Source organism: Pseudomonas sp. WS 5071 (genome assembly GCF_012985765.1).
In the GTDB taxonomy this organism is placed as follows: Bacteria; Pseudomonadota; Gammaproteobacteria; order Pseudomonadales; family Pseudomonadaceae; genus Aquipseudomonas; species Aquipseudomonas lundensis_A.
Map to the genome: position 1 here is coordinate 16,025 of NZ_JAAQWY010000035.1, position 26,216 is coordinate 42,240.

At 58.8% G+C, this 26,216-nt stretch carries 25 protein-coding genes and 3 pseudogenes; 14 read left to right on the forward strand and 14 right to left on the reverse strand.

The window, feature by feature from the left end:
* Positions 1–21 precede the first annotated feature (21 nt).
* From HBN61_RS19260 to HBN61_RS19290, 7 genes are all read right to left on the reverse strand, one after another.
* Entirely contained in the window at positions 22–1,125 is a 1,104-nt protein-coding gene (locus tag HBN61_RS19260) for an FAD-binding oxidoreductase (protein ID WP_009682427.1), read from the reverse strand.
* Complete coding sequence (locus HBN61_RS19265; RefSeq protein ID WP_009682426.1) at positions 1,122–2,195, reverse strand: aromatic ring-hydroxylating dioxygenase subunit alpha; 1,074 nt, start codon at positions 2,193–2,195, stop codon at positions 1,122–1,124. Before HBN61_RS19265 ends, HBN61_RS19260 begins: the two co-directional genes overlap by 4 nt.
* A gap of 186 nt (positions 2,196–2,381) precedes the next feature.
* On the reverse strand, positions 2,382–3,494 hold the full coding sequence (locus HBN61_RS19270) for a DUF2817 domain-containing protein (protein WP_009682425.1): 1,113 nt from the start codon (positions 3,492–3,494) through the stop codon (positions 2,382–2,384).
* Between the two features lie 23 nt (positions 3,495–3,517).
* Positions 3,518–4,285 carry an ABC transporter ATP-binding protein gene (locus HBN61_RS19275; RefSeq protein WP_009682424.1) on the reverse strand — a complete coding sequence of 256 codons (768 nt, stop codon included), beginning with the start codon at positions 4,283–4,285 and terminating at the stop codon, positions 3,518–3,520.
* Positions 4,286–4,312: 27 nt separating this feature from the next.
* A complete protein-coding gene (locus tag HBN61_RS19280) occupies positions 4,313–5,026 on the reverse strand; it encodes an ABC transporter permease (protein WP_009682423.1) in 714 nt (237 codons plus the stop codon).
* Positions 5,023–5,712: an ABC transporter permease gene (locus tag HBN61_RS19285; protein WP_009682422.1), complete on the reverse strand. Its 690-nt coding sequence runs from the start codon at positions 5,710–5,712 to the stop codon at positions 5,023–5,025. Before HBN61_RS19285 ends, HBN61_RS19280 begins: the two co-directional genes overlap by 4 nt.
* A 116-nt stretch (positions 5,713–5,828) precedes the next feature.
* The gene (locus HBN61_RS19290; RefSeq protein WP_009682421.1) at positions 5,829–6,599 is read right to left on the reverse strand and encodes an ABC transporter substrate-binding protein; all 771 of its coding nucleotides are present in this window, start codon (positions 6,597–6,599) and stop codon (positions 5,829–5,831) included.
* A 381-nt stretch (positions 6,600–6,980) separates the two neighbouring features.
* On the opposite strand from HBN61_RS19290, the gene HBN61_RS19295 reads away from it, so the two are divergent.
* Positions 6,981–7,910 carry a LysR substrate-binding domain-containing protein gene (locus HBN61_RS19295; RefSeq protein ID WP_009682420.1) on the forward strand — a complete coding sequence of 310 codons (930 nt, stop codon included), beginning with the start codon at positions 6,981–6,983 and terminating at the stop codon, positions 7,908–7,910.
* Positions 7,911–7,916: 6 nt separating this feature from the next.
* On the opposite strand, the pseudogene HBN61_RS19300 reads toward HBN61_RS19295, so the two are convergent.
* From HBN61_RS19300 to HBN61_RS19315, 4 genes and pseudogenes are all read right to left on the reverse strand, one after another.
* Positions 7,917–8,532: pseudogene (locus HBN61_RS19300) on the reverse strand (LysR substrate-binding domain-containing protein); the annotation flags it as partial.
* 29 nt (positions 8,533–8,561) lie between these two features.
* The gene (gene mobF / locus HBN61_RS19305; RefSeq protein WP_048377553.1) at positions 8,562–11,528 is read right to left on the reverse strand and encodes a MobF family relaxase; all 2,967 of its coding nucleotides are present in this window, start codon (positions 11,526–11,528) and stop codon (positions 8,562–8,564) included.
* A gap of 10 nt (positions 11,529–11,538) precedes the next feature.
* A complete protein-coding gene (locus tag HBN61_RS19310) occupies positions 11,539–13,092 on the reverse strand; it encodes a type IV secretion system DNA-binding domain-containing protein (RefSeq protein ID WP_048377552.1) in 1,554 nt (517 codons plus the stop codon).
* Positions 13,092–13,478: a hypothetical protein gene (locus HBN61_RS19315; RefSeq protein WP_048377551.1), complete on the reverse strand. Its 387-nt coding sequence runs from the start codon at positions 13,476–13,478 to the stop codon at positions 13,092–13,094. Before HBN61_RS19315 ends, HBN61_RS19310 begins: the two co-directional genes overlap by 1 nt.
* Before the next feature lie 428 nt (positions 13,479–13,906).
* Between HBN61_RS19315 and HBN61_RS19320 the strand changes: the two genes are divergently transcribed.
* The 4 genes from HBN61_RS19320 (at position 13,907) to HBN61_RS19335 (ending at position 16,401) form a co-directional block, all read left to right on the forward strand.
* Positions 13,907–14,359, forward strand: coding sequence for a conjugal transfer protein TraD (locus HBN61_RS19320; protein ID WP_170047649.1), 453 nt, complete (start codon positions 13,907–13,909; stop codon positions 14,357–14,359).
* The gene (gene stbB, locus HBN61_RS19325; protein WP_048377549.1) at positions 14,356–15,078 is read left to right on the forward strand and encodes a StbB family protein; all 723 of its coding nucleotides are present in this window, start codon (positions 14,356–14,358) and stop codon (positions 15,076–15,078) included. The genes HBN61_RS19320 and stbB overlap by 4 nt, the downstream gene beginning before the upstream one ends.
* Before the next feature lie 5 nt (positions 15,079–15,083).
* A complete protein-coding gene (locus HBN61_RS19330; RefSeq protein ID WP_048377548.1) occupies positions 15,084–15,473 on the forward strand; it encodes a hypothetical protein in 390 nt (129 codons plus the stop codon).
* Positions 15,474–15,606: 133 nt separating this feature from the next.
* A complete protein-coding gene (locus tag HBN61_RS19335; RefSeq protein ID WP_048377547.1) occupies positions 15,607–16,401 on the forward strand; it encodes a SprT-like domain-containing protein in 795 nt (264 codons plus the stop codon).
* A 720-nt stretch (positions 16,402–17,121) separates the two neighbouring features.
* Here HBN61_RS19335 and HBN61_RS19340 read toward each other — a convergent pair.
* Complete coding sequence (locus HBN61_RS19340) at positions 17,122–17,361, reverse strand: hypothetical protein (RefSeq protein WP_081791613.1); 240 nt, start codon at positions 17,359–17,361, stop codon at positions 17,122–17,124.
* Between the two features lie 304 nt (positions 17,362–17,665).
* On the opposite strand from HBN61_RS19340, the gene HBN61_RS19345 reads away from it, so the two are divergent.
* Both HBN61_RS19345 and HBN61_RS19350 read left to right on the forward strand, forming a co-directional pair.
* The gene (locus tag HBN61_RS19345) at positions 17,666–17,992 is read left to right on the forward strand and encodes a Tn7-like element transposition protein TnsE (RefSeq protein ID WP_257011529.1); all 327 of its coding nucleotides are present in this window, start codon (positions 17,666–17,668) and stop codon (positions 17,990–17,992) included.
* Between the two features lie 91 nt (positions 17,993–18,083).
* Positions 18,084–18,185: pseudogene (locus HBN61_RS19350) on the forward strand (ATP-binding protein); the annotation flags it as partial.
* Positions 18,186–18,475: 290 nt separating this feature from the next.
* Here the strand turns inward: HBN61_RS19350 and HBN61_RS19355 are convergent.
* Both HBN61_RS19355 and HBN61_RS19360 read right to left on the reverse strand, forming a co-directional pair.
* Positions 18,476–18,628 (reverse strand): annotated as a pseudogene (locus tag HBN61_RS19355) (transposase domain-containing protein); the annotation flags it as partial.
* On the reverse strand, positions 18,585–18,848 hold the full coding sequence (locus tag HBN61_RS19360; protein WP_001446199.1) for a transposase: 264 nt from the start codon (positions 18,846–18,848) through the stop codon (positions 18,585–18,587). The gene HBN61_RS19360 and the pseudogene HBN61_RS19355, both read right to left, overlap by 44 nt.
* Before the next feature lie 305 nt (positions 18,849–19,153).
* On the opposite strand from HBN61_RS19360, the gene HBN61_RS19365 reads away from it, so the two are divergent.
* The 7 genes from HBN61_RS19365 (at position 19,154) to HBN61_RS19395 (ending at position 26,216) form a co-directional block, all read left to right on the forward strand.
* Positions 19,154–19,435, forward strand: a complete 282-nt coding sequence (locus HBN61_RS19365; RefSeq protein WP_016782886.1) for a helix-turn-helix domain-containing protein — start codon at positions 19,154–19,156, stop codon at positions 19,433–19,435.
* 34 nt (positions 19,436–19,469) lie between these two features.
* Positions 19,470–20,039, forward strand: a complete 570-nt coding sequence (gene hsp20 / locus HBN61_RS19370) for a small heat shock protein sHSP20 (protein ID WP_034113504.1) — start codon at positions 19,470–19,472, stop codon at positions 20,037–20,039.
* A gap of 105 nt (positions 20,040–20,144) precedes the next feature.
* Positions 20,145–22,994 carry a heat shock survival AAA family ATPase ClpK gene (clpK, locus tag HBN61_RS19375; protein WP_095008723.1) on the forward strand — a complete coding sequence of 950 codons (2,850 nt, stop codon included), beginning with the start codon at positions 20,145–20,147 and terminating at the stop codon, positions 22,992–22,994.
* A gap of 146 nt (positions 22,995–23,140) precedes the next feature.
* Entirely contained in the window at positions 23,141–23,599 is a 459-nt protein-coding gene (hsp20-GI, locus tag HBN61_RS19380) for a small heat shock protein sHSP20-GI (protein WP_016782889.1), read from the forward strand.
* A gap of 21 nt (positions 23,600–23,620) precedes the next feature.
* Positions 23,621–24,529: a heat resistance protein YfdX1 gene (yfdX1, locus tag HBN61_RS19385; RefSeq protein ID WP_016782890.1), complete on the forward strand. Its 909-nt coding sequence runs from the start codon at positions 23,621–23,623 to the stop codon at positions 24,527–24,529.
* A 102-nt stretch (positions 24,530–24,631) separates the two neighbouring features.
* Complete coding sequence (locus tag HBN61_RS19390) at positions 24,632–25,519, forward strand: YfdX family protein (protein ID WP_016782891.1); 888 nt, start codon at positions 24,632–24,634, stop codon at positions 25,517–25,519.
* Between the two features lie 85 nt (positions 25,520–25,604).
* Positions 25,605–26,216 (forward strand): HdeD family acid-resistance protein, encoded by a 612-nt coding sequence (locus HBN61_RS19395; protein ID WP_000993372.1) that lies wholly within the window; start codon positions 25,605–25,607, stop codon positions 26,214–26,216.

A 26,216-nucleotide genomic window follows, 5' to 3' on the forward strand; every position in this document is an offset into this window, starting at 1 on the left:
CGACTTCGCCTACGGCGCTTACTATTGGCGCAGTTGCACCGTGATCGCACTGGTGGGCCGCGTGCAGCACAACAGGATGTCACCGTTTTGCGGAGCGTCCAGCGGGTCGTCGAAGTACTCGACCGTACCTTCGCGCAAGCTCACCTGGCAGGTATTGCACAAGCCCGCCCGGCAATTGAACGCCGGAGTCAGGCCCGCCTGTTCGGCCAATTCGAGCAATGAATGGCAGTTTTCATCCCAGGCTACGCGGGTGCCGGACGGCATGAAGCAGACACTTACGGCACCGTCCTTTGCCACAGGTTCGCTCAGCGTCGGCTCAGGTGGCGGCGCTGGACTGACGTCGTCTTCCTCAAGCACCGTCGCCGGGCCAAAAAACTCGTAATGAATTCGTTCGCGGGCCACCCCAAGGCTGCGCAACAGCCGCCAGTTGGCCTGCATGAAAAGTCTGGGGCCGCACAGGTAGATATCATAGTCGTCCAACGGCAGCAGGCTTTGCAGGGTTTGGCGACTGATCAGGCCCTGGCTGTGAAAGCGGTCACGATCCGCCTCGCTCGGATTGCGATAACAGAAGTGCACTTCAATGCCCGGGCGCCGGTCGGCCAGGGCCAGCACTTCATCGCGAAACCCATGCACCGCGCCGTTTTCGCAGGCGTGCAGAAAGTGCACCGGGCGCATCGACTGGCCGCTCAGGCGATGCAGCATGCTCAGCATGGGCGTCAAACCGACGCCGCCGCTGAACAGCACCACCGGCCTTGGACTTTGCTCGTCCAGCACAAAGGTGCCGGATGGGCCTGCGATGTCGAGTACGTCGCCAACCCGCACGCCGTCGTGCAGGTGGTTGGAACCTTGTCCGGCCGGCAGGTCTTGGCGATCGAACGGGGCGGGTTCACGCTTGACCGAAATTCGTACCTGGAGCGGGTTGTCCGTGAGGGCACTGACGCTGTAGTTACGCAGCACTCGAGTGCCGTCGCCCAACACCAGCCGCACCGTGAGGAACTGCCCCGGACGAAAGTCCATGGGTGCAGGACCGTCCTGCGGCGCGAGGACGAAGGAGGTAATGACCGCGCTTTCCGGCGTTTTCTCGATCACCCGCCAAGCCTTGAAACCTTGGGGTTGGCTGCTCATCTCAAACCCCCGCTGTTTGCGGTCTGGCCTTGTACCAGCGGGATCAAGTCCGCAGGTTGTTCCTGGGCAATCAATTTGGCCAGGTTACGCCGGAAACGCAGGGGTCCCGAGTCGGAGGCCAGGTCGATATTGGGGCTGCACTTGTTGGCCATGCCTTGATGGACGGCGGCGAGCACCACGCGGTCTTCGGCGAAAGCGTGACGTACGTCCTCATCGAACTGGCGCGAGACTTCCTCGTTGTCCTGGTCGAAGTTGCGCACCTGGAACCAGTAGTAGCGGGTGGTGGACTCATCGATGGGGGTCATGAAGTTGTAGGAGTTCATCAAGAACACCTGTTCGTGCACCGGCCCGGCATCCGATCCGGTGCCGGCCGGGGTGAAGATGGCCTTGATGATGGCCTGGGCCGGGTAGTGCACTTCGTAATGCTGCTTGCGGTCACAGTTGCCGCTGAACTTGACGAACTTGGCGTAGAACGGCGCCACTTCGATGTCGCGCATCCACCGCGACACGATCACGCCGACGTCTGTCACCGTAGTTTGCAGCGGCTCCTGGGCGCATGCGGCGCTGCCAAAGGAGGACTGGTGAACCCAGGCCACGTGGGAGGGGTCGAGCAGGTTGTCGGTCATGTACAGGTAGTTGCAGGGGATGACCATGCTGTCGCCACGATTCAGGCCCCAGGCCGGATCGCCCCATTCGGGCACGTGGCAAATCTTGCTGGCGTCGGCCAGCTCGGCATCGCCCATCCAGATCCAGATCAGGCCGTAGCGCACGGCCAGCGGATAACTGCGCACCTTGGCGCCTTGGGGAACGTGCTTACTGCCGGGGGCGCGCACGCAACTGCCCGAGCAGTCGAAGGTTAGGCCGTGGTAACCGCATTCGATGTCGTCACCTTGGCGCCGCCCTAAGGACAACGGCAGTTTGCGATGCGGGCAGGCATCTTCTAGGGCGACCGGGGTGCCATCGCCTTTGCGGTAAAGCACTACCGCCTCATTCAGCAGCTTGACCGCAAACAGTTGCTCACCGAGTTCGGTTTCACTGGCGGCGACATACCAGGCGTTGCGCATAAACATGGGGTCTCTCCTTATTATTCTTCGGATCGTGGCTAACGACGGATCCAGAATACGAGAGGCCAGTTGAGTAAGAATAGATGGATAAAACTGATATTTGGTTTAGGTTCTCTTAAGTGTTTATCGCGTCCCCACGAACATCTCCTGTGGGAGCTAGCTTGCTCGCTCCCACACTGGGTGCTGTGCGTTTTACAGACCGCCGCGCGTGCCTATCGCGGACAACGCCCGTTCCCAGATCTGCCGCGTTCGCACCCACACCAACTCTTGCCAGTCGCTGTCCGCGGGGAAGAATTGTTCAAGCAGTTGCAACTTGATCTGCCGTGCTTCGGGGCCGGTTGGGTCGCCGTGTAGGTGCAGCCACTGATCGTCGCGCAGCACCGCATGGATTTGTTGACCAGGGTAGGTGCCGCACTCGATCACGAACGGCATCAGTTGCACATGAGGCAAGGCGTTGATGATGGCCTGGGAGGTGTAACCGGTGGCAGTGGCAGCAACGCCGGTGTCACTCTGGCTGTTGGCGCTGGTCATCAGGGTGAACAGCCAGGGCCCGAACAACACCTGGGCCTGGGGCAGTGCCGGGTACGAGGCCTGGGCAATGGTCATCAACATCGGATGGCCATAATCGCCCGCGCCGGTGTGCAGGTCGAAGCACATCGCGACCTCGGCGTGTGCCAGGTGTTCGCCGAGGATCCGGTGCAGGGTCTGGTTCGACCAACTTGAGCTGTTACCGCCGTAGAACAGGCCATCGGGATGGCGATACTGACCGGCCTCGACAATCGACATCACCGCCGACCAGCCCTCGCGGCTGATCCGTTCATTGAGCTGGGCATCGGCGCGCTCACGTTCGGGGCCACGCAGTTGGGTACAGGTGTAGATCGGGTGCAGAGTTTCATAAGCCGCGTTGTCGGGTGGTGTCTTAGTGAAGTCCAGGTAGTTGCGGTTGAGGTCGATGTTGTCCTCGTTGACCCGACGCATCCAGGCCGTGCCCCACGGGTTGATCAAGTGGATCATCAGTACCGCGACGTCGTCGGGCAGGCTGCGCTCCCTGAAGGTTTGCAGCCATTGGCGCTGGCAATCCGAGCCGTAATAACCTTCCACGCCGTGGGTGCCGCTCAAGGCCACCAACACCCGTTTGGCCTGGGGGTTGCCGAGCAGGGCCACATCTGTGCCCAGGGCCTCGGCGAACGGGCCGCGCAATGGGTGCGGGTAATGGCTAAGACGGGCGCCGACGGCCTCGGCGGCGGCGAGGAATTGTTCACGCTGCTGGGTAAAGCTGCGGTGTGATGGAAAACCGTTACTCATGGTTGTCTCCTGTCGAAATGGGGTTACTTCAGGCGGCCGGAGAGGAACTGGGTCAAGCGCTCGCTTTGCGGACTGACCAGCACTTCACCCGGCGGACCTTGCTCTTCAACCCGGCCTTGGTGCAGGAACATCACATGGTTGGAGACGTTGCGCGCAAACCCCATCTCGTGGGTGACCACGACCATGGTGCGACCTTCCTCGGCCAGGGCCTGCATCACTTTCAGCACCTCGCCCACCAGTTCCGGATCCAGCGCGGAAGTGGGTTCGTCGAACAACATCACTTCCGGTTCCATGGCCAAGGCACGGGCAATGGCGACCCTTTGCTGCTGGCCGCCGGACAGGTGGGACGGGTATTTTTTCTCAACGCTCGGGTCCAGACCGACTTTATGCAGGTACTGCCGCGCGCGTGCCTCTGCGTCCTTGCGCTTGACGCCCAGCACATGCACCGGTGCTTCGATGATGTTCTCCAGCACGGTCATGTGCTGCCACAGGTTGAAGTGCTGGAACACCATCGCCAGTTTGGTGCGCACTTTTTGCAGCTGACGCGGGTCGGCCACCCGCAGCGCGCCGTTGAGATCCTGTTTGGTGCGGATTTGCTCGTTGTTTACCGTGATGGTTCCGGCGCACGGCTGTTCCAGGAAGTTGATGCAACGCAGGAAGGTGCTTTTGCCCGAGCCGCTGGAGCCAATGATGCTGATTACGTCGCCAGCTTTGGCCTTGAGCGATACGCCCTTGAGTACTTCGTGGTCGCCGTATTTCTTGTGCAGCTCATCTACGCTTAGCTTATACATGTTCGATGTCTCCAAAAGGACGGTCACTCAATGCGCCTGCGGTTGCAAGAAGGCCAGCCAGCGCACTTCGCAGCGACGAAACAGCCAGACCAGGGTAAACACCATCAGCGCGTACAGCACCGCCGCCAGGCCGAAGGCTTCGAACGAGGAGTAGGTCGCAGAGTTGACGTCGCGAGCGACCTTCAATAGATCGGGCACGGTGGCGGTGAAGGCGAGAGTGGTGGAGTGCAGCATCAGGATCACTTCGTTGCTGTAGTACGGCAGCGAACGGCGCAATGCCGAGGGCAGGATGATTCGCCGGTACAGGGTGAAGGTGGACATGCCATAGGCGCGGCCTGCTTCGATCTCGCCATAGGGCGTGGCGCGGATGGCGCCGGCGAAAATCTCCGTGGTGTAGGCGCACGTGTTGAGGGCAAAGGCCAGCAGGGTGCAGTTCATGCCCTCGCGAAAAAACGCATCGAGGGTCGGTTGGTCGCGCACCACTTGCAAGCTGTAGATCCCGGTGTAGAGGATTAGCAGTTGGATATACAACGGCGTGCCGCGAAACACGTAGGTGTAGAACCATACGGGCATGCGCAGCAGCGGATTGGACGAGACTCGTGCCACGGCCAGCGGCACGGCCAGGGTGCCGCCGATGGCGATGGAAGCGACTAGCAGCCAGAGGGTCATGGCCACGCCTGAGAGTTGGTAGCCGTCAAACCAAAGGTAGGCTTTCCAGTACTCCTGGACGATATCGATCATAGCTGCGCACCTCTGACGCCCACCGAGTAGCGGCGTTCAAGCCACATCAGCACGCCGTTGGAAACGGTGGTCAGGGCCAGGTAGATCAGGCCGCCGACCACGCTGAAGAAAAACAGGTCCATGGAGTTCTTGCCCGCGTCCTGGGTGACTTTGACGATATCGATCAAACCAATGATCGACACCAGCGCCGTGGCCTTGATCAACACCTGCCAGTTGTTGCCGATTCCCGGTAGGGCGAAGCGCATCATTTGTGGAAACAGCACCCGCACAAACACCTGCCGACGATTCATGCCGTAGGCCACGGCAGCTTCCAACTGGCCGGCTGGCACGGACTGAAAAGCGCCGCGGAAGGTCTCGGTGAAATAGGCACCGTAGATGAAACCCAGGGTCAGCACCCCGGCCGCGAAGGGGTTGATGTCAATCTGTTCGGTGTCCAGCCATTCAGTCAGGTTGTTCAGCCAGATCTGCAGGCTGAAGAACAGCAACAACATGATCACCAGGTCCGGCACGCTGCGAATCAGCGTGGTGTAGCCGGCGGCCAGGTGACGCAGCAGCGGTTGTTTCGATAGTTTGGCTGATGCGCCGATCAGGCCCAGCGTGACGGCCAGTACCATGGACATCAGTGCCAGCTGGATGGTCGCCAACGTACCTTCGAGAATGAGCGAACCATAGCCCTGTAAAAGCATGTTCTGTCTCTCCGTTGGCAAGGGCGGCCCGGGGGCCGGCCCTTGCGCGAAATGGATGGGCAAGGCGCCGGATCACCAAGCCGCGAGCGTTCCGGCACCGGTCAAGCGCAGGGCTTTTAGTTGTAGATGTCGAAGGTGAAGTACTTCTTCTGGATGGTGTCGTAGGTGCCGTTCTTGTGCATTTCGGCCAGTGCCCGGTTGATGGCTTCCATCAGCTGCGGCTCGTTCTTGCGCAGGCCGATGGCAATGCCTTCGCCCAGCAGTTCCTGGTTGTACACAGCGTCGCCGGCGAAGGCGAAACCGGTGTTCTTAGGCGTTTGCAAAAAACCCAGTTCGGCCACGGCGGCATCGGTCAGGCTGGCGTCGATACGGCCGCTGACCAGGTCCGGATACAGCAAGTCCTGATTGGGGTAGGTGACCATGATCACCCCTTTAGGCGCCCAGATTTTTTTGACGTACGTCTCTTGGGTAGTGCCTTGGGCTACGCCGACGCGCTTGCCTTTCAGGGATTCTGGCGTAGGCAGCAGACCGCTGTCCTTTTTCGCGATCAAACGGTTGGGGGAGTTATAGAGACGGTCGGAGAAGTCCACGTTTTTTTTGCGCTGGTCGTTGATGGTCATTGCCGACAACACGGCATCGAACTTTTTCGCCCGCAGCGCCGGGATGATGCTGTCGAATGCGTTTTCCACCCACACGCACTTGACCTTCAGCTCGGCGCAAATGGCGTTGCCCAGGTCGATGTCAAAGCCCACCAGTTGACCGTCGGGGTTTTTCGATTCGAACGGAGCGAAGGTCGGATCGACGCCAAAGCGAATGACGCTTAAATCCTTGGCCAGGACGCCGGTGGAAGCCAATGCAAAGACGGTGGCGAGTACAAATTTTTTCATTGTTGTTTTTCCTTTGTCTGACGGATCGAACGCTAACGATGTATTACAGAAAAATCTTTATATGATAGTACCTGTATATACATTTAATGCAAAATGCAGGCCAATTCACGGAAAATGCCTGCAAGGTGCTGTTTTTCGCGGTGCTGATAAGCCCGGGGTGGCTGAGTCGCCGGGCCACTATGGTTTTTTGGTACGCATGGTTACATCAGAGGCTGCACCGTATCGGGTCTTGCGTAACAACATGGGGCGTCTCCTGACCGGGACAGGTAAATACCCGCCAAAGCCAGAATACGAGGCTTTTCATATACAAAAAATGTCGAAAATTGTGGCTTGCTATAGCTCAGCTAAAGTATAAAACCGTCGATTGCTATGGAGATGATGATGAACAGCTTGCCTTCCCTGCGCGCGCTGCAGGTTTTTGAAGCCGTGGGACGTTTCGGCGGCATTGTCGAGGCCGCCAAGCGTCTGGGTATCTCGGCCGGTGCCGTCAGCCAACAAATGAAACTGCTGGAAGACACCCTGGGCTTGAGCCTGACCTTGAAGGTCGGCAAGCGTATTCGCCTGACCGCCGCCGGCCAGCGTTATCACGATAGCTGCGCAGCGGCATTCGAGAGCCTGCGCATCGCCCAGGTCGAGGTCGAGCGGTCGAAAAACGCCAGCAACCTGCGCATCAGCGCTTTGCCGTCATTGCTGTCGGATTGGTTGGCACCGCACATCTATGCCTGGCAGGACGAGCACCCGGAACTCAATTTGTTTCTCGATGGCAGTCACGCCGAACCTTCGCCAGAGGGCTACGACATCGATTTTCGCTTCACCTACGGCGACTACGTGGCCACGGAAAACGCCATCGAACTGTTTCGCGATTGCGTGGTGCCGGTGTGCAGCCCTTGGTTGTTGCGGCCTGATGTGCTGCTCAACAAACCGGCAGACCTGCTGGCATATCCGCTGCTGTCCATCGACTGGCTACCGAAGTTTGCCTCGCCGCCTTCGTGGCGTGACTGGTTCAAGGCCCAACAGGTGGACTGCGAAAGCATTCGCGATGGCTACCGCGTGTATTCCTTGTCTGCCATGGCAATCCAGGCCGCATTGGCGGGGCAGGGTGTGGTACTGGCGCAATACTCAATGGTGGCTGATGCGTTGTCAGATGGGCGTTTGATCAGGCCGTTTGCCCGGGCCTTGCCCTTGCCGTCGGCGTATTTTTTGGTGGGTGCCAAGGGCGCGTTCGACAAGGCCCACTGCCGCGACTTCCACCGTTGGATTGTGGCGCGCGGGCGTGAGCAAATGGTGATCAATCAGCGGTTGCTGGCGTAGCCGTCACTAGGCTGCGCTTGAGCTCAGGTTTTCGTCGGACAGTTCGCTGTTGGAGCGCCGGCACAGGTAGTACTGGCGGCCGTCATCCACGTGCAGGTCGAACAGCTTTACCAGTTCGCCGCTGGCGACATCGGCGCCACCAACGGCTCGCGCAGCAGCGAGCAACCCAGGCCGGTCAGCGCCAGTTGCCCGTCTTCGAGCAGCAAGCCATTGAGCGCACTGGCGTGCTTGACCTCGGCGACTTGAAACCATTCGGCCCAGGTGCCGCGTTCTTCGTCGTGCAGCAACGGCAGTTGGCTCAAGGCCTGGGGCGAGTCGATGGGGGCGTGGCGCTGAAGGAATTCGCGGCTGCAATAGGGCGAGACGGCACCCGAGATCAGCGGCTCGCTGTGATTGCCCGGCCAGTGGCTGGTTCGCTGGAATAGCTGCGGTGGTTTGCGTAGGTGACGTTGATGTCCAGTTCCGGGTTTTGCGCCAGGAACTCGACCAGCCTCGGAATGAACAGGTTGATGCCAAACAGCGGAATCAAGCTGATGGTCACCTGGCGCATGACGGACTTCTCGCGCACATGCTCGGTGGCGCTGTGCAATACCGCGAAAGCCGAGCGGATGGCACGGTAATAGGGGGCATGCCGAGATAAGGCAAAGTTCACTAATTTGGTATGCCGCCGCTTGGGCTGTTGGGCCGCATGCGTTTTTCGCGTTCCAAAGCTCGCTCGGTTTTTGGCCCATCCACAACCGTTTTCGGGGCGTGCGCTTTCTGCAGGCGCTGGGCGTCCCGCTCTTTTTGCAGCGCCAGTGCCGTGGTTTTGTCGTAGCGCTTGGCAATAGAACCCGGCAAACCGGCGATAGCATCGGTGTAGATCCTCGCTTCCAACCGCGCCCGACTGATGGCCACGTAGAACAGATTTAGCGAAGTGGTACGGCTCTTGGTGTTCACGGAGATCATCACGCGATCATTGGTTAGGCCCTGCGCACTGTGAACAGTCGCGGAATAAGCGTGTTCCAGGTGCAGCGGTTTGTTCGATGGCAGCTTCACCACGCGCTCCGGCTTTCCGTCGCGCTCTCTGGTCGAAGCCAGCTCGATCATGCCGTTGGCTGTGCTGATAACTCGCATCCGGTCGCCGTTGGTGAGGTCGAGTGATGGCGTGTTGCGGGTGATGCGTACCAGGTCGCCAATGGACAGCTCCGGGCGCTCTGCCTTGTAGACGCTGAGCTTTGTAACCTGTCGCGAGTTGATCTGACGGCTCTGGCCATCGGCACCGGTCACGACAAGGATGTTTCCCGGTAACGCCTGTTTGACGGTGTAGTTCTCGCCACGAACCAAGCCCGCTTTTTTGTAGTCTTTCTCCGGCTGAATGACCATTCCTTGCTGGTAGGTCGGTGCGTAGCGCCGCTCTGCCTGAGTCATATCAACGCGGTTCAACGTGTCGAACTTCGCCCCCCGGCCCTCAAGGCCCAATGCCTTGCGCGCCAAAGTGTTGATCTCTTTGCGGTCTTTGTTTGTACCGGCAACGATCAATACCTCTCTACGCTCCTGGTCAGTCAGTTGCATGTAGTCGTTGACGATCGCTTGATGTCGATCGATAGGGTTGCGCAGTTCCTCAATGTGCTTGATGTGCTGCAGCGACTTGGGAGTATTGCCATCGGCGGCGTGCTCGACGGCTAATTTCAACTCGGGGTCTTTCTGCCGCTGGATCTCCTTGATCCGGGCGGTTTGCATGCCGTTCTGCTGGAGCTGGGCGAATGGTTTTCCCGCCTCGATGGCCTCGGTCTGTTTGGTATCGCCCAGCTGAACAAGGCGGGCCCCGGACTTTTCCACCAGCCGCATGAGCTGTTCCATCTGGCGAGCGCCGACGACACCGGCCTCGTCGAGAACAATGATAGTCCTTTCGTCCAGGGTCTTGTCTTTGGTGTTGAAAAAGCTGGCCAGGGTATGAGCGTCCATCCCCTCGTTTTTGAGTGCGGCAACTTGGTTCCCATACGGCGCCAATGCGAGGATTCGATAGCCGAGTTGATCCTCTGTCTTGCCGTAACTCATTGCCTCGTTGACGGATGTGAGCAGTTGCACGGCCCGCTCAACGGAGTAGGTTTTGCCCGTACCAGCATCACCCTGAATGCCGACAAACCGATTCTCCGTGCTGACGATGGTCTCGACGGCTTGCCGTTGGCCAGCGGTGAGGGTTGATCCTTCAAGTGCTTTAGCGACCTGCTCCTGGGACATGAGCGGCGTCACCTGGCCCCGGCCAGTGCGCTCAATGGCAAGGATGGCTTTCTCGCGCTTCAAGCCTTTCTGTGTGGTGTAGCGCTTCTCGGTTGGCACCAATGAACCGCGCTCGATGGCGGTGGCCACGTACTGTTTTGCCTGCTTGTCCGTCCAGCCTTTCAACTCCTGCAGGTGAGCTTGCCAACCTGCAGGCGACAACACGGGCGCGTTTTCCGTGGGCTGTGCCATTGAGTAGGCCGGTGCTGACTCTATGAGCGTACCTTGTTGTACCAGCCGGGCTATTTCGGCCCGTACCTGGTCAGGCCCGGCCAACCCTACCGAACGCTGGAGCGCCACGGTCAACAGGTCCAACTGGGTAACAACCTGTTCACGCTCGGTCAGGTGATTGATTGCGTATTGCACAACGGCTTGGGCCGGTGTCAGCCCTGCGGGTAGATTGGGATCAGATGGAACGCGGCCAGCGCCTGACGCTGGGCCTGATTCACCATACTCGCGGCCATCCAATCGGCTTTGTGGGCCGTAGTCGATCCCTAACTCGCGGCTTTTCGTCACCCAATACTGTTTCACCAGATCGTGGTCGCGCTCGTCTTTGTGCGGCCTGGTGGCCATTGAGATAACTTGTTTTTCCAGAGTGGTCGCGTCGGCCCGGGTTTTCCCGTCCTTGGCCAACGCTTCTTCAATGACTTTGCTGCGGCTGGAGAATGCTTCGATCTGTTCCCGTGAAATGTGATTCAGCTCGAAGTTGCCTTTGCCATCGAGTACGCGGATCTCGTAGCCCAGCTCGCGCAGCTCCAAGGCCAGTTGGCCCTTGTACATGGCGTCAACTTCATGCTGAACCTTGAAAATATCGTCGTTGAACAAGGCACGCCATTTACCATCGGCGCGCTGCGTCATGTTCATGATCACCGCATGGGTGTGCAGTTGGGGATCCTTGCCGCGACTCATTTCGTGGCGAAACTTGCCAATGACCATGTTCCCCGTGCGTTCGCGCAGGAACTTGCCCTGTACCTTGCGCCGTGCCTGGGCGAGCTTTTCGACGTGGTGCATGGCCTTGGCCACCGCCCGGTCGTGAGCCAGGGTGACATTTTTGTCGCCGGCGACGAGTGCTTGCATCGACACCGATTTCGGCGCCGAGAATGTCATGTCCAAGCCCATGCGCCGCTTGTTGGTTTCGGCATTGAACGTGGTGTGGATCCGCTCGCCGTTCGGCAACTTGCCATCAAGCAGTTTGGCCAGTTGCAGCTGATCGACGGGGCCGACCAGGCCGAGCCGTTCGGCACCTTCGCCTTGCCACTCGCCGGGTGTTTCCTTGGCGTAGTAGTCGTCTGCAGCAGAGAAATAACGTGCTGCAGCGTACTGGTTGTTTCCTCGAATCGGCGTGACGTTGAGCATGCAACCTCCGTTACGCAGCCTGACCGGCAACGACTATTCCCTGCGCTCTCTCTTTGTGATTCACATAGGGCAGCTTGATTTTGGTGATAGGGAAGTCCTCACCGAATTTCAGATAAGCCTCAAGGTCTTTCAAATTTGAGATTTCGGAGTCCATGACCACGGGCTCTTTCTTGATCTCTGGCGAGCGGTTGCTGCGGCCGTTGCTGAAAGAGACACGCATACGCCTGACTTCCTGCTGGCCAAGGATCTCGCTGGCCTTGTCCGAGGTTTGTGCGTTGGATGCGGCAAGAATCACGTAATTACGGAAGCAAGACAGCACCGTTTCTGCATCGTGTTGGCCATAGCTGGTGATCAACTGCGACCAGTCCTGCAGACTGGCAACCATACGAAGGCCGTGTTTCCGGCCTTTGGTGGCTGCTGGCACGAACGATTCGAGTTTGCCCAGCGACTGCAGCTCGTCCAGGAACATCCAGAGACGTTTCCCGGTCATGGGCTCATAGCTGAGGATGGTCGCGCAGATCGTATCAATCCACATGGCCACCAATGGCTGCATGGTCGAGCGCATGTCCTCCCGCCAGGTGATAAACAGATTGCCCGCATTCGGGTCTGTCACCCACTTATGGATCGAGAAACTACCCTTGGTCATGAAGCGCAGCGGGCGAATGTACTTGTTCATCATGAACTGAATACTGGCAATCGCCTTTTCAGCGTTGTCGCGGAAATAGCCCTCGGAGTCGGTGTTGGCCAAGAACGCCCGAATGGTGTCCCCATCCTCCCGAACCAGCAGGTTTACCAGCGTGTCCTGGTTCGGGTTGTTGGTTTCCTTGAGCTTACGCATGGTGTCGGCCAGTACGTCACGGGCATACGCGCACCACTGTTCATCACCTGGATCCACCTGCGGCGGGATGATGGATTTCGCCATACGGTCGAAGTCGTGAACACCCTTGATCTCGTTGAACACCGTCCAACCTGCTGACCGAGCATCGAAGGGGTTGAGAATCACATCGCCTTTGAAACTGAACTTTGAGTAAAAGGTGCCGTTGGGATCGACAACGGCCATCTTGTCGTTACGCTTCAACGCCGAGACCATCATGCTTTCCATGGTGACGGACTTACCGGCACCGATGGACGCGCAAATCATGGTGTTTCGATCTTCAAGGTGCAGTGGCATCGGCACTTTGCCGACCATGATCGGTTCGATGTTTTCCAGCCCACTTTTGCGGCGTTCACGGTTGGTTTGGGCGTTACGTCTACGGACTTTGCTGTCCACGTAGTGCCAATTTCGCATGCGAGAACCGCGCAAATGCTCAATGAACCGTTCGCCACGGAACCCATCGTCGCAATACTCATTGAGGTAGTAGACCAGGGCACCGGCCACCACGGAGGTGGCCACCGTGCATCCGGCCATGATTGGGTTCTGCAGTGTCTGGTGCAATGTCTCGCGGAAGGCGCCGGGGAATGGTGTAAACGGCATCTGCGCCAGGTAGGCGCCGCCGACCCAACCGGCGATTGGCAGAGCAATCCCCGCCGTCAATATTGCGCTATCGACTTCTTGTTTGTGCACTAGTCCTCTCCTGATAGACGTTCAATGTCCTTAGCCAACTCGGGCAACAGAGCGGCTAATGCTTCCTCGTTGCTCCCCAATGCGGACAGTTCGGCACGCAGCTCGCTGAGCTTTCCTTGCGTGCTGTTCTGTCGTAGCAGGTAGACCACGATGGCCAGAATGGTTCGGTTAGTGGCCTGCGCCTGGTCGAGTGATTCGAGCAAACTCATGATTCGTTGTTGGTCTGCCCACTGGTCGATTCCGCCCTGGTGGCTGTCCACTTTGGACGGCTCAAGCAGACGATCACGCATGTAGGTGGACAGGTGTTTGTAGCCTGCCAAAGCAGCCGATTCCTCGACCCTGGCCAGCTGCTCATCGTTCAAACGTATCGGTACGGTCTTCCCCACATTGCCCCCTCATGGCGGTCAAAATCCCCCCTTGAAATGGAGGGGTCCAGGTCTTCGAGTTCATGTATAACAAATGTAATACACAGAACACTATTAAAATATGGTCCATATTGTATATTTGTAATACATCTGTATCACATGTGCATTCAGGCAAAACCCACTGGAAGCACTGTATATGCTGGGCTGACCTCCCGCTAGGGAGGTGCGTGATGTGTATTAAGATTTTGATCCTGTTAAGGATCAAAAATTATGCTCTTGTTAAGGGCGTATCCATCATTTAGGTCGAAGACCGTAGAAGAGGGTACAGGTAGGGTGCAAGGTGGGTGCTGTAAGGCTGCACAATGGATGCAGGAAGGGTTTAGCTTGACTATGTGTAGGGGGTAAGTAGGATGCACAAAGAGAGCAATAAGGTGCATATAGGGTGCAATATGGCAAAGCTAGACCTAGCGACTGCATTGCAGGCAGTTGAACCGGAAACCAAGGCGGCACAAATACGCCAGGTGATGCCGATTATCGAGCAGCAATTGAAGGCGGGAGTTAGACGCCAAGCGATCCTGAATGTGCTCAAGGAGCAGGGGATCGAGATCAGCATGGAGACGCTGAAAAGTTACCTGTATCGGTATCGCAAGTCGGTCAAGGCCGGAACGGTCGAAGCACCGGCAAATGTGCCAAATTCGCAGTCAGCTGCGGTAGTGCCAGAGGCAACCGCCGAAAAGCTGGAAATTGTATCGTGCGATACAAAGACGGAAAGTCAGGATCTACCGGCGCCAATAATGGCGCCGAACGAATTGAGCAAGATCATGAACCCTGGGGATGATGTGAACGCCTCAGAACTGGCTCGCTACGAGAGTGCGAGCCCAAGCAGAAGGAGACGCACATGAGTAAAATCGCCGTAGTGAATTTCAGCGGCAACACCGGCAAGACGACTGTATCTGATCAGTTGTTGTCGCCCCGGATGGACGCGCCGCGCTTCGCCATCGAGACAATCAACGCGGGGGCTTCTGACACTGCCGCCGAGATCGAGCGTATGAAGGGGCGTCAGTTCGGCGAGCTGCAAGAATGGCTGATGGTCGAGAGCAAAGCTGTGGTCGACGTGGGAGCCTCGAACGTCGAAGACTTCTTCAAGTACATGGGGCAGTTCGCTGGCTCGCAGGAAGAGTTCGATTACTTCCTGGTGCCCACGGTCAGCGAGAAGAAGCAGCAGGCCGACACGATCAACACGATCAAGACGCTATCGGCGCTTGGCGTACCAGCCAAGCGAATCCTGGTCGTGTTCAACAAGGTGCAGATTGACGATGCAGACGACCTGCCGCAAACCTTCTCGGCGGTGTTCGGCTTTCACAAGCTGGAGAAGAAATTCACCCTCAACCCTGACGCGGTGATCTATTCCAACGAGGTGTTCGAGCGGCTGCGTGCGTTCAAGAAAAACATTTCCGAGGTCGTGAAAGACACCACGCCGTACCGTGAGCAGTTGAAAGACGCGAAGACCGAAGAAGACAAGGAGCACGCCATACGGATGATATCGGTTCAGCGCCTGGCTAAGTCGGCCTGGAAGAACCTCGATGACGTGTACGCGGCGCTGTTCGGGAAAGGGAAGTAACGGCGATGGGCAAGGATCCGACAACCGCCCGCGAAGCGTTGGCGGTTCAGATGATGGAAGACATTGACGCCCTGGTGCGCCGTCTCGAAGAAGTGGACGGCGAACTGGGGGCGAAACTGGACCAGGCGATCAAGGACGGCGCGGCCAAGGCGTTGCTGCAGACGCGGTTGAACTTCGAGTCAATGATGGAAACCCAGCAGGTGGCGTTGCTGCAGGCTGGCCGTGAGGCCGCCGCCAGGATCGGTAACGAGCTGAACCGCAGTTCGGCGCCGCTGATCCTAGCAGCCGGAGGGCTGCGCCGTTGGTTCTTGGCGTTCACGCTTACGGCGTTGGTATCAGCGATTGTCGCCGGTGCCGTGGGTGCTTTCATCGGGTATCGACTGGCAACAATGTAAGGGGGGCGCCCCCTTTTATTGGGGTTTATCCTGTATCGTACGATACAGGATAAACTTTCCGTATTGCCACAACCCTCCCCCCGTAGGCGATCAGGCCAGGGGGGATTTCTCGCGTGCGAGAAAAGGAGGACACATGACCGCAACTGCCAGTCAGGAACTGTACGAAGAAATCGAAGGCGCCTATGCGTACTTCAACGAGGTGCTGTTTGATGGCCAACTCCCTGGCTGTCTGTTCACGTTGCAGCGCAAAAGCAACACGTTCGGGTACTACTCTGAGTCGCGCTTTCTTCGCCGGAACGGCGAAGGAAAGAGCGATGAGATTGCGCTGAACCCTGCATATTTCGCGCACCGTCGCGTAGAGCAGACCCTATCCACACTGGCACATGAGCAAGTCCACCAGTGGCAGGCCCATTTCGGCAAGCGCTCCCGATCCGGGTATCACAACGCGGAATGGGCGAACAAAATGCAGTCCATCGGGCTGATGCCGTCCGACACCGGCGAGCCTGGCGGGAAACGTCATGGCCAGCAGATGACGCACTACATCATCGAGGGCGGGCCGTTCGATCTTTCCAGCAAGGAACTGATCGAACAGGGCCGCATGTTGTCCTGGATCGACGTGGTAACCAAACGGGTTCCTATGTCGGCAGTGCTGCTCTACGGGCCTGGCGGCGAGCCGGTGCCAGGTACGCCGGAAGATCCGACGATAGATATATCGGCGCTGACCTCGGCGGGTTTGCTGCAGCCAGATCCTGGCAAGGAAGACCCGAAGAACAAGCGCAAGTACACCTGTCCGAGTTGCCACCTGAATCTATGGGGCAAACCGGGGCTTAGCGGTCGGATTCAATGTATTGAGTGCGCAGTCCCGTTTGTGGACTCGAAAGAGCTGGTCGAAGTCCCGCCAGAGGTGGCGGCTGAGAGCGGCGAATAGGCCCGCGCAGATCGCGGGCGAAGCCCGAACCATTCCAACTTGCGGATCCAAGGGGGGCACCCCTTTGGTCGCCGAAGGCATTCCGATGCAATGGCCAGCGCATGAAAAATCGCCCAGCGAGCGGGGCCCGTCAGAGGCCAGAGCGAGCGATGCAGTTATCCACGGGCCGGGAGGTTTCTTGCCCGGGCGGTGGATAACTGCAGGGTGATTTCCTGAGTCGTGCGCAGATCCAGGACGCGGGCTGTTGCATCGCCCGGGCTATCGGCTTTTTCCCTGTATCGATATAAAGAGTGGGGGACGTTGACCTGGTGCAAGCGGAGCGCGCAGCCCGGGACGGGCGAAGGCGTGAGGATCGAAGCCCGAAGGGCCAAGACCCGGCGCGCTTTTGGCCGGGGCTTGGTTTACGAGAGCCGTTTCGGCGAGGCCGAACACGCACAGCGGCGGGGTCACACCGGCTCGCGTTGCGGGTAACGCACCCTATGTTCAATCGGGGGTACAGAGAAGGGGTGCATAGAGAAAACGGAAAAAATCGTACGATAGGCCCTGTGACCCGCAAAGTTCGGGCATGTCTCTGTCAGAGTGTTTGCACTTGCTCGGTTTGCCTTTCATTTCTTGACTACAATCGTGGGAGCTGAAGGATCAGATCCCCTCAACAAAAGCCCCGTCAAGATGCCGGGGCTTTTGTTTTCAGTCCACACCGTTGAGCAGAGAACGACTAGATCATGGTGAGCTGATGCCGGTAGGTGTTGTCATAGAGGTTTGATAGTGCTCCATGTTCAGTCTTTCGCATTCAGCATCTGCTTCTATCTGTGTCGGGTAGGTGAACTGCAATCGCTGCTTATCTTGATTGTCATAAATATCAAACCCGCCAGGAACTGTAGTGGAGTGAAAGCGAGTTCCATTACGAATCGATCCTGTTTCGATGGGGATCGCAGGAACAACAACAAATCTCTGAATCATCGTCGCGTCCTTGTGTTGAGTGAATCTTAACTAATAGCGGCAGCCCGCCACTTCTTCAAGTTTTGATAAACCCAATGACAACCAAGCAGCCTGAAGCCGTGGCCTGTCAGGTTGAAGTCATAGAGGTTTGTAGGGAAACGTCAGGAAAAGCCGAAATAGCCCCTATCTTGACGTACTTCGGTCGTCCGGTCTGACGCCAGGTTGAGGCATACCCCATTCGGACACCGACTACACAACCTAAGGGCTTGCAGGCTGTCAGCAGGGCTTATCGTACGATTTTTTCCGTTTTCTCTATGCCCCCCTGATTGATCACGAAAAATCACGCTGCTATCTGCTGGCAAGGTTCAAGCTGCAAAACGGCGATCAACGCTACCTTCTAGAAATAGATACCTCAGACAACCGGAAGACCATGTCAACGCGGATCATGGGCTTCAAAGCAGGTGTTGAGGCAGGAAAATGCATAGACAGGATCTTGAGGGAGACAGTGAAAGGCTCGTTGCGTTGGCCAGGCACCATGGCGAAGTACTGTGAGCCTTTGCACTCTGTGCATCACCCGAAAGAAAGCTCACCTGGGGCCAACCATGCCCGGGTGTTCGACTGGAAGCAGCGGATACGCGCGGCCCTAGGCTGATTGCAGAATACACCGCAGTTCGGCTGCGATACATCTTGTCGCGCACTGCGTGCAGCCTCCCCGAAACTGCCCGGAGCCGTGCCAAGGCGATATAGGCCCCTTGGGAGTCGGCAAGACGCATCTGGCCATCGCACTGCGCTATCGGGCGGCGCAGTGCGGCATCAAGACCCGCTTCATCACTGCGGCCGACCTTGGTGCTGCAACTGGGCGCGGACCAGCGTAACCGTCCGGGCATCCCGGCTGGCTTGACCCCGCCAAGCTAAGAGATGGTGGCAGTTCGTGGATGCCGTTTCCCGGGTGCACGCGATCCGAGACCACGCGATCAAGCAGGAAAACGAGCACCTGGGCTTGCCTGACTGACCGCAGGCCGGCGACGACAAGGTGGAAAAGTTCGGCGTGTGGCTCTGGCGGCAACGATCCCGCGAAGGGCGGACGGTGCTTGAGCTGTTGAACGTAAGCGTGCGGGCAAACCGTCTTGCGCGACTATGCCGGATGCCACCTATGCGGCAGCAGCTCTGCAATCTCACTCGCCCGCTGCGTCGGCAACCGTGTCAGCACATCCTTGAGATAGGCATACGGATCGTGCCCATTATTACGGGCCGACTGGATCAAACTCATGATCGCAGCAGCGCACTTGAGCATGCGATCCCGCGCCGAGCATTTGAGAAGGCAACGGGATGAACGCTGGCTGGATAGCCGTGGTTTTCTGGGTATGCAGCCGAATCCATTTGTGGACGAGGTTGGCATTGAGGCTGTAGCCCAAGGCGATGTTTGCGATGGAGGCACCGGGTTCAGAACACTCCTGAATGACCTGGGCCTTGAAAGATTTGCTGTAGGTACGGCGCTGAGGGGGCATGGAAAATCCGCTTGATGGGCCATGGCCTTCGGCGGCGGTGTCGGGAAGGTGTGTTGGCCGGACGGATACTGTTGAACTACGCTGTCTGGGGCAACGGAAGTGTTTCGGCCCGACTCTGGAACGCGATCCGCAGCGACGACTGGGCAATTCCGCACGTTGGCCTGAGCAGTTGACCTGCATCAATGGGGCGGGAGATCGCTGTACATTGACTCTTGAAGTTTGTCCTGGTAAGCGCAATATCTTGCAAAGTCTTGCAAGGATTTCCTTGGCCGGAACCGCAAAGCGACGCGATTGGAGAGGGTGAGATGAAAGCGCACCTACAGGTGATTTTCACGCTCGATGAATTGGCTGCGTACTTGAAAGTCGGCAAGCGGACGCTTTATCGGCTCGCCGCGCACGGGGAAATTCCGGCTTTCAAGGTGGGCGGGACGTGGCGGTTTCGTCAAAGTGAAATCGATCAGTGGATCAATGATCAGACCCGAGCCGGAGCAAAGAAGGAGGTGATGCGCAAGCGTGAACAGCAGAAGTCATCCGAGCAGCCCGTGTCGCCTGGGCGCACTGCCCGTCGCAGCAGGCAAAGGGCTTGAGTAACTCGTTTTTCAATTTTTCTGGAGGTATGACATGGACATCGATTTCAAGAAGTTGGCTCCCTGGAACTGGTTCAAGAACGAGCAGCAAGAGCAGCAGACCGCCTCTTCCCTGCCGGTGCAGCGCAATGACCTGCCAGCGGCGAGCGGGCCAGTCAGCCCGATCCTGCAACTGCATCGCGAGATCGACCGGCTGTTCGATGACGCGTTCCGGGGCTTCGGTTTTCCGGCGCTGGCCATGCCGCGGCTGCCATCCGATTGGTCGGGCATGCTGAAGCCGGCCCTGGACATCCAGGAAACCGACAAGCAGTACAAGATTGCCCTGGAAGTGCCCGGTGTCGAGGAAAAGGACATCCAGATCACCCTCGACAACGACGTGCTGGTGGTGCGTGGCGAGAAGCGCCAGGAACAGGAGAAGAAGGAAGGTGGCTTCCACCGTGTGGAGCGCACCTACGGCAGCTTTCACCGCGCCTTGAACCTGCCTGACGACGCCGATCAGGATTCGATCAAGGCATCGTTCAAGAACGGGGTGCTCACGGTCACGATCGACAAGCGCGAGGTCAGCGCGCCGAAGCAGGGACGTTCGATCCCGATCAACAGCTGACGTCGCCGGCTCGTTCGTCACAAGAAAAACCCGGTACGAGACGAGGTGTCGCGGCTCGCGATGCCTCGTCGCCTCAACCTTGTCAACCTTCTCAGGAGCATCAGCATGACCAGAAAACAATGCCAGGTCTGCGGCCAACCCGCCACCGTGCGGGTGGAAGCCAATCTCGACGGGCGTCACAGCACCATGCTGTTGTGCGACGACCATTACCGCCAACTGGTGCGCCAGCAAAAGCGCACCGTCTCGCCGCTGGAAGCCTTGTTCGGCTCGCGCAGCGGCCTGTTCGAGGACTTCCTCGGCAGTGACTTCTTCCGCATCGGCGACGACGCGACGCCCTTTGCCGCCGATACCGATGACGTGGTCGATGCCGTGTTTGGCGAACCCGCCGCCGCAGGTTCGGGTGCACCGCGCCGGCGCGGCAGTGGGCTGGCCAGCCGCATCAGCGAACAGTCGGAAGCCCTGCTGCAAGAGGCCGCCAAACACGCTGCCGAATTTGGCCGCTCCGAGGTGGATACCGAACATCTGCTGCTGGCGCTGGCCGACAGCGACGTGGTCAAGACCATCCTGGGTCAGTTCAAAATCAAGGTCGATGACCTCAAGCGGCAGATCGAGTCCGAGGCCAAGCGCGGGGACAAGCCGTTCGAGGGCGAGATCGGCGTGTCGCCGCGCGTGAAGGATGCGCTCAGCCGCGCCTTCGTGGCCTCCAATGAACTCGGCCATTCCTATGTCGGTCCGGAGCATTTCCTGATCGGTCTGACCGAGGAAGGCGAAGGGCTGGCCGCCAACCTGCTACGCCGCTACGGCCTGACGCCGCAGGCGCTGCGCCAACAGGTCAGCAAGGTGGTCGGCAAAGGCGCCGAGGATGGCCGCGCCGAGACGCCGACCAACACGCCAGAACTCGACAAGTATTCGCGCGACCTCACCAAGATGGCGCGCGAGGGCAAGCTCGATCCGGTCATCGGCCGTGCGCAGGAGATCGAGACCACCATCGAGGTGCTGGCCCGGCGCAAGAAAAACAACCCGGTGTTGATCGGTGAGCCCGGCGTCGGCAAGACCGCCATTGTCGAAGGACTGGCGCAGCGGATGGTCGCCGGCGAAGTGCCCGAGACGCTGCGCGACAAGCGTCTGGTGGAACTCAACATCAACGCCATGGTGGCCGGCGCCAAGTATCGCGGCGAGTTCGAGGAGCGCGTGCAGAAGGTGCTCAAGGAAGTGACCGAGCACCAGGGCGAGATGATTCTCTTCATCGATGAAGTGCACACCATCGTCGGTGCCGGCCAGGGTGGCGGCGAAGGCGGGCTGGACGTGGCCAACGTGTTCAAGCCGATGATGGCGCGCGGCGAGCTGAACCTGATCGGCGCCACCACGCTCAACGAGTATCAGAAGTACATCGAGAAGGACGCCGCGCTGGAGCGTCGTTTCCAGCCGGTGATGGTGCCCGAGCCGACGGTAGCGCAGACCATGATGATCCTGCGCGGCCTGCGCGACACCTTCGAGGCGCACCACAAGGTCAGCATCACCGAGGATGCGATCATCGCCGCCGCCGAGTTGTCGGACCGCTACATCACCGCGCGCTTTTTGCCTGACAAGGCCATCGACCTGCTTGACCAGGCGGCCGCACGCGTGAAGCTGTCGGCCACGGCTCGCCCAGTGGCCGTACAAGAGCTGGAGTCCGAACTGCACCAGTTGCGGCGTGAGCAGGACTACATGGCCTCGCGCAAGCAGTACGACAAGGCCGCCGAGCTGGGCAAGCGTATCGAGGCAAAAGAGGCCGAACTCAAGAAGCTCATCGAAGATTGGGAGCGCGAGCGCGCCTCGGGCAGCGCCGAAGTCAAGGCCGAGCATGTCGCGCAGATCGTCTCGCGCCTGACCGGCATTCCGGTCAACGAGCTGACGGTGGAAGAACGCGAGAAGCTGTTGCATCTGGAACAGCGGCTGCACGAGCGCCTGGTGGGCCAGGACGAAGCGGTGCGCGCGGTGGCCGATGCCGTGCGGTTGTCGCGCGCGGGGCTGCGCGAAGGCGGCAAGCCGGTGGCGACTTTTCTGTTCCTCGGGCCGACCGGCGTGGGCAAGACCGAGCTCGCCAAGGCGCTGGCCGAGTCCATCTATGGCGATGAAGGTGCGCTGCTGCGCATCGACATGTCCGAGTACGGGGAACGCCATACCGTGGCACGCCTGGTGGGCGCGCCTCCGGGTTATGTGGGCTATGACGAGGGCGGCCAGCTCACCGAGAAGGTGCGTCGCAAGCCCTACAGCGTGTTGCTGCTGGACGAGATCGAGAAGGCTCACCCCGACGTCTACAACATCCTGCTGCAGGTGTTCGACGACGGGCGGCTCACCGACGGCAAGGGCCGGGTGGTGGATTTCACCAATACCATCATCATCGCCACCTCGAACTTGGGCTCGGACATCATCCAGCGTCGGCTGAAGGCCCGTAGCGCCGCCGGCGAGGAATACGAGAAGACCAAGTCCGAGGTGATGGACGTGCTGCGCGGACACTTCCGCCCCGAGTTCATCAACCGCATCGACGAGATCATCGTCTTCCATGCGCTGGGCAAGGAGGAGATCCGCCATATCGTCGGCCTGCAGCTCGATCGTGTGGCCCGCAACGCCGCCAGCCAGGGCGTGACGCTGACCTTCGATCAGACCTTGATCGACCACTTCGCGGAGGAAGGCTACAAGCCCGAGTTCGGTGCGCGTGAACTCAAGCGCCTGATCCGCAGCGAGCTGGAAACCGCGCTGGCACGCGAGATGCTCGGCGGCGGAATCGGCAAGGGCGATCACGCCAGCGCACGCTGGGACGACAAGGCCGAACGGGTGGTCTTCGAGCGCCAGGAGCCACCCGCAAAGCCGGCCGAGCCTGAGAAGCCCGATGTCGCGAACGTGGCCGAGACGCCGCCGAGCGACGCGAGCAAGCCTGCGCGCAAGAAAAAGTCAGCGGGCGGCGAATCTTGAGTCATGGGGAGGCTGTCGTGATCCTTCAATTGACCCAAGGACTTGTTCTTGATGGAAACGAAAAGTAGCAGGCGCTATTCAGAGTGCGCCGGCGGCTCTGTTCGGTGCGTCATCCAATTCGCCGGCATTGTTCAAGGAGAACCGATATGTCTGCATTGACTCCGTGGGACCCCTTCCGGGAACTGGATGAATTGCAAAACCGCCTGGCGACGATGTTGGGACGGCCCCCCCAGCGACAGGGCGCCCGTACCGGCAACGAAGCCATGACCACGGCGGACTGGGCACCAATGGTGGACATCAGCGAGGATGAGAACGCATTCCTCCTCAAACTGGATCTGCCGGAGGTCCCCAAGGATGCCGTGCGCGTCAGCGCGGAAAACGGCGTACTCACCATCAGCGGCGAGCGCAAACTGGAAAAAGAGGAGCAGGGCAAGAAATTCCACCGCATCGAACGTGCGTATGGCCGCTTTGTGCGCAGCTTTGTCTTACCTGACAACGTTGATCCGACCAAGGTGACGGCTTCGATGAAAGACGGCGTGCTGGAAGTGCGGCTTGTCAAGGCCGAGCAAGCCAAGCCGAAGCAGATTGAAATTTCAGTCAATTAACTTCAATTGGAGTCCAACATCATGAATATCAAACAGCCCCAATACATCCGTTCCGCACTTGCCCTGGCGGTCTGCATCGGACTGAGTGGACCGGTTTTGGCCCAATCGGCGGCAAGTCCAAGCGCTGCAGCGCCCTCTGTCGCACCCAAGGCGGCGCAGCCACAAGTAGACGACAAGGCCGCCCAGGAAGCCGAAAAAAAGCGTTCCGAGCTCACTCAGGACGCCATCACGGCGCTCACCAAGACCCAGGAGGCTTTGACCCTCCTTGATGCAAATAAGACCAAGGAGGCGCTCGCTGCGCTGGAACTGGCCACCGGAAAGCTGGAACTGGTATTGGCACGCGACGCCAAACTTGCTTTGGCGCCGGTCGATGTACGCGTCATCACCCATGATATCCACGCCAACGTGGAATCGGTAAAGAAAGCGGTCAAGTTGTCTCGGGAGTTGTTGGGTGATGGCGAGGTGCAAAAGGCCCGGCCCATCGTTGCCAATCTGGCCAGCGAAATCGTGATCGAAACCGACAACCTGCCCATGGCAACGTACCCGGCAGCGATCAAGTCGGCTGCACGGCTCGTCGACAGCGGCAAGATCGACGAAGCCAAAGCAGAGCTCGCCCGAGCACTGAACACGCTGGTGGTCATCCAAGTTGTACTCCCTCTGCCCGTGCTACGGGCCGAGGCCGCGATAGCAAAAGCTGAAAAGCTGGCCGAGACTGACAAGCGCGATGCCAAGCAGAACGAGGAGCTCAGCACCTTGCTGTCGTCCGTGCGCACGGAGATCGAGCTGGCGCAAATCCTGGGTTATGGCAAGAAGGAGGACTTCAAACCCATCTTCGATCAGGTGAAGTCCATTGAGCAAAAGTCGGCTGGTGGCAAAAGCGGCAATGGATGGTTCGACGAGTTGAAGACGCGCATCCAAAAGCTGTTTTGAGGTGATGAAGGGGCCGACTGCTCCATCGGTCAGTCTCGCGATATTCGCAGTAGGCCCCAATAGATTCCCCTATTTTCACTATCTCATACGAGGCATATCACCATGAATGAGCAAACATCGAATCCCAACGCGATCAACGAAGGCACGAACGAACAGGCCGCGGTAAGCAGCCTTCCTGCCAGACCAGAGCCCAAGCCTGAAGTCGTCACGGAGGTACAGCCTGAGGTTCAGAAGGAAACGGACTCGCAAGCGGCAGACAAACGTAAACAAGTCCTCGATGAGGCCGTCTCGGCCTTGGCGCTGACCAAATCAGCGCTGGCGGCCCTGGACGAAAAAGAATCCGCGCGAGCACTGGCAACGCTGGCCGAAGTGACGGGAAAGCTGGAGCTGATCGTTGCACGCGAACCCACGCTCGCCCTGGCCCCCGTTGATGTGCGCACCATCGTGCACGACTTGTTCGCCAACACGGAAACCGTTGAGGCGATGACTGACGAGGCGCTGGATGCCCTCAAACATGGCGAGGTGCAACGCGCTCGTCGCGTGTTGGCATTGCTGGCCAGCGAAATCGTGATTGCGGTCACCAACATCCCTCTGGCGACTTACCCGGCAGCCGTGAAATCCGTCGTGCCGCTGATCGATCAGGGCAAGATCGAAGAGGCCAAGGCCGCGCTGCAGTTGGCGCTCGGCACGCTCGTCGAGACACTCAGCGTCATCCCGCTGCCCATCCTGCGCGCCAAACTGCTCGTCAAGCGCGCCGAGACCTTGACAGAAGATGGCCAGCGCAGCGAGGCGTCCGGTGAACGCCTGCAGGACTTGTTAAACGAAGCCCGGCAGCAGTTGGAAATGGCAGAACTGCTGGGCTATGGTAAAAAGAAGGACTTTGAGCCCCTGTACTCTGAACTCAAGAAAGTCAAGGAAAAGACGGCCGGAGGCGGGAGCGGAAAAGGCTGGCTCGATGAAATCAAGGCGAGACTGTCAAAGCTGTTCTAAAACCGCAAGAGAGGGGCGAATAGCCCCTCTCTTCGCCATGAAGGCTTGATTTTCCTGATCTCATGATCCATCAAGGAGATATCGCATGAATGCAAATACCATCGCCGATTCGAATGCGGATAACCCTGCCGATGCCGTGTGTTCACTGACCCAAAATTGGTGGTTGTTTGCGCTGCGCGGCATATTCGCGTTGATTTTTGCAGTCCTCGCATTCTGGATGCCACACTCGGCTTTGTTCGCCATGACGATAGTGTTCGGCGCATTTTCTTTGGTCAATGGTGCGTTCAACCTGGTTGCAGCGGTGCGGCAAATGCGGCAAAAGCAGCGCTGGGGCTGGCTGTTGTTCAGCGGCATCGTCGGCATACTCACCGGTGTCGTTGTGGTAGTTGCCCCTCTGGCTGCCACTTTGGCGTTGGCCTATTTCTTGTGGGTAAGCGTGGCATTCTGGGCAATTTTCACCGGTATGCTGGAGATATCCGCCGCCGTTCGTCTGCGCCGGGAAATCAAGGGCGAGATCTGGCTTGCCCTCAGCGGGCTGCTTTCCGTGCTCCTCGGTGCGATCATCCTATGGATGTTTTTTACCCGCCCGATCGAATCATTTCTGGCCGCGGGCTGGGTATTGGGTTTCCATGCTGCGATCTTCGGTATGACTCTTTTGCTTCTTAGTTGGCGTTTGCGCAAAGCGCGTCAGCGGTAA